At 47.9% G+C, this 14093-nt stretch carries 8 protein-coding genes; 2 read left to right on the forward strand and 6 right to left on the reverse strand.

Going from position 1 to position 14093, the window contains the following annotated elements:
• Window positions 1–6 precede the first annotated feature (6 nt).
• The 6 genes from IPJ67_04100 to IPJ67_04125 form a co-directional block, all read right to left on the reverse strand.
• Window positions 7–903, reverse strand: coding sequence for a glycosyltransferase family 2 protein (locus IPJ67_04100; GenBank protein QQR77297.1), 897 nt, complete (start codon window positions 901–903; stop codon window positions 7–9).
• Entirely contained in the window at window positions 900–5708 is a 4809-nt protein-coding gene (locus IPJ67_04105; protein QQR77298.1) for a glycosyltransferase, read from the reverse strand. The genes IPJ67_04100 and IPJ67_04105 overlap by 4 nt, the downstream gene beginning before the upstream one ends.
• Before the next feature lie 182 nt (window positions 5709–5890).
• A complete protein-coding gene (locus IPJ67_04110; protein QQR77299.1) occupies window positions 5891–6544 on the reverse strand; it encodes a hypothetical protein in 654 nt (217 codons plus the stop codon).
• A gap of 11 nt (window positions 6545–6555) precedes the next feature.
• Window positions 6556–8553, reverse strand: a complete 1998-nt coding sequence (locus IPJ67_04115) for a glycosyltransferase (GenBank protein QQR77300.1) — start codon at window positions 8551–8553, stop codon at window positions 6556–6558.
• Entirely contained in the window at window positions 8504–10858 is a 2355-nt protein-coding gene (locus tag IPJ67_04120) for an HAD-IC family P-type ATPase (protein ID QQR77301.1), read from the reverse strand. Before IPJ67_04120 ends, IPJ67_04115 begins: the two co-directional genes overlap by 50 nt.
• A gap of 3 nt (window positions 10859–10861) precedes the next feature.
• Entirely contained in the window at window positions 10862–11923 is a 1062-nt protein-coding gene (locus tag IPJ67_04125; protein QQR77302.1) for a matrixin family metalloprotease, read from the reverse strand.
• A gap of 201 nt (window positions 11924–12124) precedes the next feature.
• Here IPJ67_04125 and IPJ67_04130 point away from each other — a divergent pair, with 201 nt between their 5' ends.
• Entirely contained in the window at window positions 12125–12643 is a 519-nt protein-coding gene (locus tag IPJ67_04130) for a hypothetical protein (GenBank protein QQR77303.1), read from the forward strand.
• Window positions 12644–12713: 70 nt separating this feature from the next.
• A complete protein-coding gene (locus IPJ67_04135; protein QQR77304.1) occupies window positions 12714–14090 on the forward strand; it encodes a nickel-dependent hydrogenase large subunit in 1377 nt (458 codons plus the stop codon).
• Window positions 14091–14093 lie beyond the last annotated feature (3 nt).

Raw genomic sequence — 14093 nt, forward strand, 5'->3', positions numbered from 1 at the left:
GAAATATTATCGGACATTCTTCGAACTCGAAGCAACAGTCCATGTCTGACTCACATCTGATTTCGGCGAAAAAAGCGAAATATACGCCATAATACAGACATACCAAGAAACAGCAAGTGGACGCTTTAGAAAAGACAGCGTGAGATGCTTCGCAAGGAGCGTCTTTGGATACCGATATTCCGCAAGAACCGCATCAGCGCCGTATTCATCTCGGAACAGACTCTGCGAAGAAAGAAACCGTCGACTCTGATTCTCATGATCACGCAGTGACTCAGGAACGCGTATAGCAATAGCTGCATCACGAGTCGAGGTATATCGAAATCCAAATTTCTTCACCAAGAGATACGAGTAAGCATCTTCCCCGACACTTTCTCGAAAACGAAATTTCTCAAAAAATCTTCGAGAAAACGCGCGAGCGGCTCCATGACATTGGTAAATATTGTTCCCACTGTTCCATTCGGAGAACATATCGCACTTCAATTTATGTCCAGCCACAATGGCATATCCAAAGGCATTTCTCGGTGGAAGCGCGCGAAGCTCCGGAGAGACAAGATCAGCACCCTCTCGAATACAACGAATCATTGTCTCAAATACCGAATCGTCCAAGAGAACAATATCAGCATCGAGCAAGATAACCGCATCCGAATCTTGAGACATATTGAACACTTCATTCAAACGCTCCGACTTCCCCTTGCGCTGACCATCATCAAACACACATACTCCAGAGGATTCATATCGCTTGGCAATAACTGCCGTCTCATCCAAGCTCCCATCAGAAATCACCACAATTTTATCAAGAACGAACGAGTCGCATCGTTGCTTCAAGACATCTTCAAGCAAGAACGCAATATTTGCTTCTTCGTTATATGCTGCTATCCCAACAGTGACAGAAAATGTCCTCATAGTGGTCGATTTTCATCTCGTACAGAAACCACCTCGAGCAGTTGTGCACTCGATAGATTCCAGTCAAACCTTTCCGCCCATTCCCTTGCAGAAATATTCATATTCAATCGAAGCTCGCGATCCCGAATAAGCAGTAGTATCTTTTCTGCAAAGGCATCAGCATCTCCATAGGGAACAAGGAATCCAGAATGAGGGTTTTTCACCGAATCACGCAAACCAGGAACATTGGAAGCGATAACTGGTGTACCACAGGCATTTGCCTCTATAGCAACAATTCCCCAACCCTCCATCATTGATGGATTTACAAGCATCCATGATTCTTGCAGAAGTTTCTTTTTCTCCTCTTCAGAAACACGCCCGAGAAATTCTACATGATCTGTCCCAAGTCGAAGTGTTTCAAATGCCAATCGTTTAAGATTCATTTCATCATCGCCATCCCCGGCAATAATAAGCTTTGACTCCGGACGCTCAGCAACAACCATCTTGAACGCATGGAGAAGTACACCAACTGATTTATATGCTTTGAGTCGCCCGAGGTAAAGAAGCGTTGGTCGGTCGGATTTCTGTTCTACTGGAACGAAGTCATCAAGATGCACTCCAGGATGAACAACGCTGATTCCCGCCTTACCAATACCAAGAAGCTCCATCTCATGTTGACTCGACTGCGACACAGTGACAAAAGGAGCTTTCGAATATACGAGAGGCATCATCGTCTTCTCTAGAAAGCTCGCGAGAAACGCCAGCGGCTTTGGAAGGAATTGAAAAAACACTTCCTGATGCACATGATGAAGTAGACACACTACTGGCTCCTTTACATAGAGCGGCGTGAAAAACGGAATGCCGTTTTCACAATCGATAATCACATCAAATTTCCCGCGAAACCGCGCAAAATAATAGATAACTGCCCACACATAAACCAGATAGAATCCACCACGTCGCACGATGCGAATACCATGTCGCGTCTCATGACGCGATTGATGCCCGTCATTTCCACAAAACATTGTCACTGAATTTCCATCAGCCACCCAACGCTTCGCAATTTCCTCGACATAGACCTCGGCACCTCCGCCATAAGCATGCTTTGTATCTCGCCAATTGAAAATAAGGACTCGCTTCCCCTGAAGAGGAGCAGTCTCTTCCGGAAAACGACCTCGAAATGCATCAAGAAAATCTCGAACGGCTCGTTCAAAAAATCGAAAAGATGGCTCCGCAATATGAAGGGCGCTCAATAAGATCCACCCGCAAAGACTCGAAAGAAAGACGCTGTCTACAATATGGTCAAGCGATGAATGAAATAGAATAATGCCTATCGCTTCTGCTCCCGACATGAGAAGTGCTGCGAAAACGAAAATGTATTGCTTTCGAGCCAAATGGTAGGTGACAATAATCGTTGAAAGCGTAAAGAAGGCAATGGCAATGGTGTACATAGGAAGGAACTGCAAAACCGCAGAAACTTTCCCACCAAAAAGAAACATCGATAAAGCTCCATCAAAAAACCCAAGCAAAACAACACTTCCAGCAACAACACAAGCAGAAAGTCCGTAGATGATCCAAAATATATTTTTCGTTCCCTTTCCAAGCCCTCTATTTCTCCCTACAAAAGTCACCATGAACATGTTTGGCATGGTGCCCAGGAAGAAAATTACCTTCCCAACCAACGAAAGAAGTGCGTACTCCCCAGCACCACGCTCAGACATGAAGTGCTTTGCCAATAGCACATCCACAGTCGTAAACATCGCCGTTGATACCGTCACAAGAATAGCTGCGGAGAAAAATTCCAATGGAAACGTTCTGGACTGAGGAGCATTCAGAAGAGATTTTCCTGCACCGGGAATAAGAAAAAACGAGGAAAATGCAGCAAGAATTACACTCACAGGAATCGACAGGTAAACATACTCATGCAAACCAGAAAACACGAAGCCTAGAGCAATAATCAGCTTACTTCCTGCTTCAACAAGAGAAAGAATTGCCGCCGCCCGAAATCGAAGCGCCCCCTGAAGATATCCGAAATTTCCAAATGCCAGGAGCCCACCAGCCAGAAGTGGCGCAAACGAAAACAGAAGAAGAACATCGCCTACATGGAAAAATCGCGACAGTGCCGGGACAGCAAAGAGCCAAAGCGCTGTCACAAAAACAGACGCAATGAGCCCAATCCGCATAATAGACGCCCAGAATACAAGCGCTTCCTTCTCACCATTTCTCGCAGAAAGATACGAGACTTCCCGATTGATTGTTGTTGAAAATGGACTAATGAAAACAAGGGCGAGATACCAAAGTGTATTCAGAAGTGCAATCATCCCAAGCGTCTCGAACGACAACATTCTTCCCAAAAAGGCATTAAACGCAAAGTTCAGTACATTGGAAAGAAATGTCGCAATGACGAAAAGTCCTTCCGCAGAAAATGCAAAGTCCAAAATTGGCCGTGTATATTCTCGAGAAGAAAACTTCCGAAGTAAGGCACCAATAGACCGAGATTGTCCGGAAATCCAAGAAAATGTATTGGAAAAATATCTCAAAACTCCACGAGTACCCCTTTGCAAAGAAGTTGCAAAAAAATTCTCCGGCGACACCCGTATCGATGGCCCCAATACTTTCTCAACTTTTTTCTCTGAAGCGCCATCAAGAGTTTTCTTTTTTCGCTTCAACAAATGAAGTCCATGCGTCGTCTTCTCCCAATAGTGCGGTTTCACGAGAAGCTGATATGCCGCCATCACTGCCGCAACTGATACCAGAAGCCAGTAGAATGGAATAAGAAATACCCATTTCATAAGCTCCCACTTCTCCCGCTTGGCACACCCGATCATGTAGTAGTACATCGCGAGGAAGTTTCCGAAGATAAGCGAAACAACGGCCATGTAAAAAACCACCGGCGGATAGAGTGCCTCAATAGCTGGACCGACAACCGGACGAAAAGCAAAATACAAAATCGTCTGAAGCCACAAGAGTGGATTGATAAGCATGAAAGCAATCTTCCCTCCCACGACAAATTGAAAGAGGAGTGCGTGTATGCCGTTGTCACGGAAGAATTTCCCCGGTTGGCGCATATGGACCAGATATGTCTGCATATACCCCTTGATCCATCGCGACCGCTGGCGAATCCAATTCCCCACCTTGCTATTTGCTTCTTCGAGCGTCACCGAGTCTATGATGGCGGTCCGATGTCCGCGCGTAAAAATCCGCGCACCCAAATCGCAATCTTCCGTCACATTGAATGGATCCCACCCCTCGAGCGCGAGAAGATCTTCGCGGCGGAAGTGATTGCTCGTACCGCCTAGAGGAATAGACGTTGCAACGGATTGTAGTCCTGGGAGCGTCACATCAAACCACAGCGAATATTCCGCCGTGAAGAGCCGCGTCAAGATATTTTGATTGGCATTGAAATAGTTGAGCTTTGCCTGCAAACACCACACATCACGCGAGAGCGTCTGGAAACCGAGATACGCTTTCTTGAGTTGGAGCGGATCGGGAATATCCTCTGCATCATAGATCACGACATACTCGCCGCGCGTCATTGAGAGACCGTAATTGCACGCTTTTGGTTTCGTCTTCGGCTCGGAATGCGGCACCACGACTATGCGAACAAATGAGGGGAGATTCATCTCCGTTGCCGCATCTATAGTTTCCTGGTCGTTTTCCTCGAGAAGGAGGAGCGCCTCGAGTTTTTCCTTTGGCCAATCAATCTTCCCAATTGCATCGAGAAATCCCGGGAGAATATGCGCCTCCCGATAGAGCGGACACAGTATGGAATACAAAGGAAGCTGCTCATCACGAAGCGTGGCAAGCTCTTCGTCCGAAAAAGAAACTTCCGGTGGCTTCTTGAGACTGCGCACCACAAAGAAGGCGTTGAAGAGCACGTCGAGGAAATAGATACTCGTCAGTATCGCCGTCACCGCAATGAGCGTTGATATCGGACGAAGCAATACGCCCACTACAAATGCAAGCGCAATGCTAATCACAACTATTTTCTGCCACGATACAAACGTATGGAGTGCGGATGAATGATGCGCGAGCGTCGAGTGCGTGACGAATCGCTTTCGATTGTGAGCAACTCCCGCTCCGAGCATACCTTGAACCTTCCCAGCACCAACCGTTTCCGGATGAATACGAAGTGGCGCTCTCTCGCGAAAGCGCAATTTTACTGCATTCCATCCAATTTCGCGGATTGCCTTCCAGAAAACAATTTTCGATTCCCCCGACGTCCGCTCAGCAAAGGCAATGGTCTGTCCGCCGATTTCATAGCCATAGTTCCGCGCCGTAAGCAGAAATTCCAAGTCGAATGTCCACGGATCGGGAGTAATCTTCACCTCATGGGCAACGCGCGCCCGAAACACCTTCATGCCCGACTGCACATCAACATCGAGACCGTGCAAAAATCGAGAGAAAACGAGTGCAAAACCGCGACTCAAAACTCTCCGGAGAAGACTCGTCTCGCGCTCAATTCGATTGGCAACGACAATATCAAACCCGTGATGCAACTTTGCGCACATATCCGGCAGCGCCTCAGGAGGATACTGCAAATCAGCATCAATCATGGCAATCGTCTCGAAGTGTGCATAATCGAATCCTTCAAGTATCGAGTATGCTTTTCCGCGATTGCCTTTTTTGAGATGAAAAAAAACAGGATACGTCTTTGAAAGTTTTTCAACTTCTGTCCGTGTCCCGTCTGTCGAATGATCATCGATAAAAATCACCTCGTATTCGATATCCGCCGCACGAAAAGATACGTCAACACGGCGGACCAAGTCCGCCACATTGCCCTCCTCGTTCAATGTCGGCACCAAAACCGAGATTCGCTCCCGTAGCATGAACTTCACTCGTGGACAACCGTTTCAACAACAAAGAAATTCCCGAAAGACATCACCATCAGCTTTTGTCTTTTCTGTATTTCCAGATGAAACGCGACGCAGCGTGCCCGAATATATGGATGAAATCTGATGATATACTTTCGGCTCCACAAGTGTCAATATTGACAAAACAACAAAAAACTTCATCTAATCATGCCTGTATCTTCATGCTGCCACTTCCATGCCTCAGGAAAGATACTCTGCGCTATACGAAAGATGCTATATGTGATAAAAAATGCCGAGAACACATCGATAGAATAGTGCAAATGTCCCACGAGCACTCCAATCGCAAAGACAATCGACATCGAGAGAAACACGACGCGCACAAATACGATGTCCCAAAAAAGAAGTGCGATCAGAAAAGGCAACCCCGTATGCCCCGAGAAGAAAAGGTCGTTGCCGGAAAGAAGTCGAGCAAAAAGCACCCCATCATCGAGCACTACCTTGTCCGGCGACGGACCAAGGTGTGTGAGAACAATAAACATCGACCGAATAAGAATAAACAACGCGACGCTTTTCAAAACAAACGGGATGCTCTTTGGCAAAGCAAGACACGTTCCCAAGAGAAATAGCCCCAAGAAAAGCGCACCTACACCAAGAAGACCATCGACATCGAGCACGGGAATATTATCGAGGATAATATCCGTCACCGAATTGCTCGCCCAAATATCCGCATACGCGCTCGCGAAATGATTCGCAACAATACTCGTTGCAAGAAAAAACACCCCCTCGAGGACACTCCTCACAAATGCCGAATTCGTCCACAATTCTCGATGCTTCTGCAAAAAACTTCGCATAGATAGATACTTTATCGGATATCGCGGAAACTTTTTGTAAACGGTTTTTTGAAAAAAAGTATCCAGAGATGGTTCGAAACGTAAAGAAAAGCAGCAGAGAAAACGCCCTCGCGCTTCAGACGGCGACCGGATGTACGCATCGGCAAAGCGAAGGTGAAACGAACGAATCCTTCTTTCTGGATGCGTCGCGCAATGTCCGTATCTTCTCCAAAGAAAGCAATATCAACATCAAATCCACCGATACTCTCGAGTGCAGACCGCTTCAACACAAAATTTCCCCCTTGAATCATAGCTCCCGAACGAAGCACATGTTGATTGAAGAAATGAAAAAGAAAACCGAATAAATAGTAGACCCGAACAAAGAAATTCGTAAATGCCGGAATATCGTAGTAAATATACGGCCCGCTCAAGGCAACTAAATCATTCCGCCTCGAAAACTCCCGAAAAACTCTGTCGATCCAACCTCTTGGTACAAGGGAATCCGCATCGATATTGGCAATGAGATCGCCATGCGAAGCAAGAAATCCTGCCTGACGCGCCCGAGGCAAACCCTTCTGAGGTTCATCCACCACAATGACATGAGGAAATCCGAGCGCAATTTCTCGCGTCCGATCGGTACTCGCATTATTCACAACAATCACTTCGATATCACGACCACTCTCCTCTATTCTCTTTACAATCGACTGGAGCGTCTTCCCAATAAACTTCTCTTCATTGTACGCAGGGATGACGACGCTAAGCGCCGGCTTCCCCGCTTCTGAGGGTTCTCCGAGAACTCGTTGGAATATTTTCTCCCACTCACCCACGACGGCAGACACGGAAAATTCGCGCACAAAACTCATTCCGTTTTCCCCGAGCCGCTTCACCTCTTCCGGATGAGAAAAAAGAAAGAGTATCCTCTCCGCAAGACCAGACACATCGCCCGGTGGAACGACGAACCCCGCATTCTTCGGCACATATTCCGGTAGTCCATAGGCATCAGCAGCAATCACTGGTAGCCCCGAAGCAAAGGCGTGCATCATACTCAAGCACTGCGTCTCTGCCGTGCTCATTACTGCGAAAATATCGGAAGCCCGATAAATCTCAGCGAACTCTTTTTGTTTCAGATAACCGAGAAAATGCACATTTTGTTCCAAGTCAAGTTCCCGTGCCACCTGTCGAAGAGATGCTTCAGCACTGCCATGCCCGGTAATCGCAAACGAAATATCCGGAATGGTTTTCTTTGCAATTGCCATCGCGCGAAGCACAACGTCAATCCCCTTTTCCTGCGCGATTCGCCCGGTATACAGAAGTGTATGCTGAGACAATCCAAATTTCTTTTTCAGTTGATTTTTTTCTTCAAAAGAAGAGCTTGGGGAAAAATCCGACAATTCAAGAGGATTTGAGAGTACGTGTGACTTCGCATGGAAGCCAAATGTCTCCATCTCAGAGAGGAGTGCACGAGACGGCGCACTCACAAAAACGCAGTGACGATAATACCAATTCACATATTTAAGGCTTAGCCTTTTCACCCACCGAAACGAAAGTGGGCTATATTTCAAAAACTCGGTAATCGGCGTGTGATTGGTGCCAATGAGCGGCTTTTTCAAGAGTTTCGAAACAAAAAGCGCCTCCAGCCCCGCACCAAAAACATCTTGTGTATATATGATATCCGGATCAAATTCTTTGACAGAACGATAGCTCAAGAGACATGGAAAAACGACGCGACTTTGTCGTGTTGGTGATTGCGGAAAAGGAAACGAAAACAATCGAACGATTTCAATATTTTTATTGAGTTCCAACTCGTGAAATGGCAATTTCGAAATAGCAAAATCTCGCCGAGAATACCGTGGCACATAAAAACATACTCGATGTCCCTTCGCTGCCAATCCCTTCGCCAGCGTAATGACGGAATCGGATATTCCGCTCATCTCCGGATAGAAGTTATCCAAAAATATCGCTATTTTCATAGGAATCGTATCAAGAAGACGTTGCTTGCTCTGCACGAGAAAACCACCGAGCAAGGGCATATTGAAGTCCTCCATATGCTACCATAACCAGGAAAAAGCGCACGAAAAGGGGAGGGGATACCGGCGGAATATCTATTTCAAAAAAACGCAAGACAAATGGAATTTGGAGCATTACCGGAAGCAGCACGACTTCGAACACGACCAACATTCCAAGATTTCTCACTTCCGAAGACGCGAGTTTCCCTCGAAAGACTCGCGGAACAAACAAAAAGAAAATGAATCCGAGAATAAGCGAAGCGAGCACAATCAAAAAATTCGACGGTGCGGATTTTAGCTGGTCACTGCTCATCGCAAAAATAAATGCGAGTGCGAGAGTCTGCAGAAACGACGAAGAAACAACAAACGGCAGAATTTTCCGAAGAAAGTTCCCTGCATGTGCCGCAACCGCCTTCCCTGCCGGACGAATCGTCCAATAGGAAATGAGAATGCTTGGGAAACCAATGGTGAAATAATTCACCAGCGTCATATTGAGCGGCGTAAGTGGAAAGGCATAGCCCAAGACACTCACCCATATAAAGAAGAAAAATCCCGTAAACGAGAAGCTGAAGAAAATGCTCGCAAAAATCTCGGCATTCTTGATAATACTGTCTGCCAATTCTACACCCCCCGGAAGCGCCGTGAAGCTATTGTTCGTCAGCACAATCGAGGCAACCTGCCGCGTCGCGGGCGCCCCTTCAAACATCGCGATACCGAGGTCTGACTTCTTGAGTGCGAGCGCATCATTGGCACCGTCCCCCACCATCGCCGTGAACCCATCGGTCTTCAACGCTTCGACGATTTTTTCTTTCTGCTCGGGAAAAATCCGCGCAAAAATCGTTGTGCCCTGCACGCGCTCATTAAATTCCTCTTCTGTCCACTGCGCAATATCCGCGCCCGTCACCGCCAGTTCGACATGATCAACACCTGCCGACCGAGCAATCGCGCGCACGGTGTCCACATTGTCGCCCGAGAGTATGCGAATACGAACGCCTCGTTTTTGGAAAAATTCGACAGCATCTCGGATACCCGGACGGAGCTCACTCGAAAGCACAAAGACACCGAGCAATGAGAGTTTCGTCTGTGCGATATCTTTCGGAATGTTGTTACCCTTAGCTGTCGCAAGACAGAGAAGTCGCTTCCCGTCACGTGCCTCGCGCAAGAGCAAATCCTGAAGCCACGACTGTTCCGTGACAGAAAGAAGCTGTGGCATAACCACCTCCGCCGCACCAACAAGGAGTGTCGTCACCTCTCCCGAAACTTCCTTAAATGAGACCGCGCCAAATCGACGCCACGAAGAAAACGGGAGTGCATCGAGCACTCCTCCACTATCCCCGTGAGGTGCGATAAACTTCCGTACAGCGAGAGCCGTTTGCGACGTATCATGCGTCCCATCGAGATACACCATCATGTGTTCAAAAACCCGCGCTTCCGATACGCTCTCCGGCGACAAAAATCGCTCCGTTGTAAGACCGTTCTCACACAGTGTCCCCGTCTTATCCATGCAAAGATTTTTGATTCGTCCAAGCTTCTCGGTCGCATTCACCTCTTGCAAGAGCACATGTCGCTGAAACAAATGTGCCGCTCCATACGCGAAGAGAAGCGTCATGCCAAATGCGAGTCCCTGTGCCACGATAACACTCGCAAGCGCACCCACGTGCTTCACAATGCTCACATTCGACTCGTGTGTCAAAACTCCACGCGCCACCGCAAAGAGAACGACGACGACGAGCACGTACCCGGAATACCGAATAACCGTACTCACCGATTTCTGAATTGGACTCTCGGCAACTGCGGAACGCTGTATCCCCTCGGTCATGCGCGCGATACGGCTCTCAGCAAAGACTGTCTCCGCGCGCATCAAACCAGAGCCGGAAGTGATAATACTCCCCGCAAGCACGCGCTCCCCTGCGCCGCGCGGCAAAGACGCCGACTCGCCCGTAATCAAACCCTCATTCAATTCGAGAGACTCCGATGATACCAGCGTGCCATCGCAGGGCACCTGATCACCTATGCCAAGCTGAAGCGTGTCTCCTTTGCGAATATCTTCCGTCATCACAGATTCCTCCTGTCCGTCTCGTATGCGCTTCACGTGAGGCGCCGTCAAAAGCTGGAGCTTTTCGAGCGCGCTCCATGCACGGATATCCTGTGCAAGACCAAGCGCCATATTCACCACCGTCACGAGCCCCAAGAACACTCCTGCCTGCCGATCACCAAAGACAAAAAGCAACCCTACGACAGTCAAAATGACGCCATTCGTCAGGAGAAACACGTTCCGCGAAACGATATACCACAAATCACGGAGTTTTTTCGCGCGTGGTGACACCATAGATTATTTTTTTGGACAGACTGAATTGAAAAGTCGCCGATCTTCCTCAGTGAGCACCGGCTTCTGTTCACCAACAGACGGATACATAATGGATTCGCTTTCCGTCGCATGTCCGATACCGAGCGCATGTCCCATTTCATGAGCAAGAATAAGCACAAGGTCAGCATGATTATAAAACTGAAATACATCAATACGCGCTCCGGAAGCGTCCTTTGTATAAAGTCCCGTCGTGAATTCTTCTCGCATACCGTAGACTTGATTGTAACTGTCGACGGTCAGATTGAGCGCACTTGCCATACGATTGAGACTCCCCGCAGTCGTATTCACCTGACCGGAGAGTGCATTCAACACGCCGAAGTCTTTCTCAAGCGACGCTTTTTCGTTATTCAAACTATTTCTCTCCTCTCCAATCATGGACGATTCTTTCTTGAGCGATTTCCGTTCATCCTCAAGCTCGTCATATTCATCGGGAGGTGCACCCCCTTGGGCATTCCACTGTGCAACCAATTGCTCATACGACTGAAAACGATCGTTATACTCCGCCACCCGATGTTCGTACTCACGAAGTTCCTGCTCATATCGAGTGACGCGTGTATCATATGCCGATTGTTTCCGATCAAACTCTTTCCGACTCGACTCATAGTCAGCGCGCAACGCTTCATAGGCGGACTTCTGACTTTCAATATCCGATGATGCTTCTTTTAAAGAATCCGTCTGTGCCTGACGATCATCAAAAACAAGGTTAAACGGAATCGCATCCGCATCAGCACGCTCCACAAAAAGGTCACGATCAAGCCCCGTTTCCCACAACGCCTCCGCTTCATGAATCGCCGACAAAAGCTCCGTCTCCGAGAAATGAAAACTCGGATCAAGAGTACCGGCGCGATAGGATAGAGGAAATCGACACGAATCATCCAGTGCCGGAATGACACGTGACAATACTGCACGCGAAGAAGACACTGTCGGCATCTTCCCCGTTTTCATCGCAAAGACAATTGCAAACGAAGACGTCAAAACTACCACCGAAAGAAGTACTGCCCGAATCGCACGAAGAAAAAAAGTCATACAAAACAATAATATGTTGTCCTGTCTGGTAGAAATTCCTAGAAAAGTATCAAAGAGACATGCTTCTCGTACTGTTTTTCGGAAGGAATTATTTTTTTGCGACTTTCGAAAATGAGCGCGAAAAGACAAGAAAAAAATAATTCCTTCCGAAAAACAAACTTTCTTAACAGGCTATTAGATTCATGCTACCATACTGGTACTATGAATCAAACATCCAAAAAACTCCGCATCGGCTGGTTCACATTCACCTGTTGCGAGGACAGCACCGTGATTTTTACCGAGCTCATGAACGACCATTTTGAAGTATGGCGGAAAGTGCTCGATATTCGTCACGCACGCGTCCTCCAAACCAAAAATGTGCTCGACGAACTCGACGTCGCCTTCATCGAAGGATCAATCAATTCCGAAGAGCAAGAAGAAAAACTCAAAGAGATTCGCGCCAAATCTACAAAACTCGTCGCGATTGGCGCCTGCGCCTGTACGGGCATGCCAAGCGCTCAGCGCAATGCCTTCCCACCCGAACTCAAAGACAAAATTAAATTTCTCCTCGACCGATTCAACCAAGGTGAAAAAGTCAAAAAGCTTGACGAAGTCGTCACGGTCGACGAACGAGTCCAAGGATGCCCTATGATCGAAGCCTCCTTCCTCGCCGTCGTCAACAAAATGCTCGTCGAATTCGGAATTATTCCAGCAGAAGCAGAAGCAAAAAATCCCGAATAAGACCGCGCGCGCATCCAGTAAACTTCCTCCAAATTCTTCTTCGTTCCCCATCTCCTATCCTCTCCATCCTATGCATCAAATATCCGAACTCAGTCAATTCAGCATCGAAGAGCTCACCAAAGTCGAAGGTGCGGCTGGCATGAACGTGTTTATCGAAAACGGCACGGTCAAAAAAGTGGAATTCGCCATCAAGGAATTCAAGCGTTTCTATACGCACGCCATGGAAGGAAAGCCTATTGCTGCGATTCCTCAGCTCCTCGCGCGTATCTGTGGCACATGTTCCAATGCGCATTTGGTCGCAAGTATCGAGGCTGTCGAGAAAACTCTCGGCATCGTGCCGAGCGAGCAAACCATGCTCCTGCGCACCCTCACCTATCACGGACTCATCATCCGCGATCACGCACTCCACCTCTACCTCTTCTGTCTCCCTGATTTCTTTGGCAAAGATTCTCTCCTCGGCTTTGACGATGACGATCCCATTCAACACCAACTCCTCCACGATGCCTTTGCGGTCAAAGCGGCCGGCAATCATCTCGCAATTGCTGTCGCTGGTCGAAGTGTCCATGCGCCACTCCCTATGCCAGGTGGCTTCGGAAAAATTCCGGATACAAAAGCGCTCACCGAAGTCATCATAGAACTCGAGAATATCCGTCCAGCAGTACTTCGTCTCATCAAGGTCTTTACCGATGACCCCTCATCACTCATAAGAAAAAGCAATTACGCCGCACTCAGAAATAGCAAATTTTCTTATCTCGAAGGCGACCTCTGGGATATGAAAGGCTTCGTTGTTGATGAAGCAGGCTACCGTGATCATCTCGAACACGTCGTCCTCCCCTATTCCCAAGCCTCAGCCTATACCTTCGATGGTGAAACCTATCGTGTTGGCGCGATTGCCCGACTCAATATCAATAGCTCCGGTCTCCACCCGCGCACCAAACACGATGCAGCGGAAGCGCTCGCTCTTTTCCCGTCCGACAATATCTTCCACAACAATCTCGCCCAAGCAATCGAAATCCTCCACTCCGTCGACGAGTCAATAGACTTTTTGAAACAAAAGACTTTCGTTTCCGAGCCGGCACAGAAAATCATTCCAAAGGCCGGCATCGGTGTCGGATTGGTCGAGGCGCCACGTGGCGCGCTCTATCACAAACTCGAAGTAAACGACAAAGGCATCGTTGAGCGTGGCGAAGTCGTCGTTCCGACGGGTCAGAATCAAATCGCGATCGAGCTCGACCTTATCCAGTTCATCAATGAGCACATGGACATGGAAGAAGCGCAGATGAAGCTCGAATGCGAAAAAATCATCCGCGCTTATGATCCCTGCATGAGCTGCGGCGCCCACTTCCTCGAACTCAAAGTAAGTAAAAATGGCAAACCGCTGAAGAAAATTCTTTCAAAACCCATAAAGAAAACTTCAGCAAAAAAGCACAGCCATCATCACGAGTGATAT

It is taken from the genome of Candidatus Moraniibacteriota bacterium, from assembly GCA_016699385.1.
Taxonomy (GTDB): domain Bacteria; phylum Patescibacteriota; class Minisyncoccia; order Moranbacterales; family UBA1568.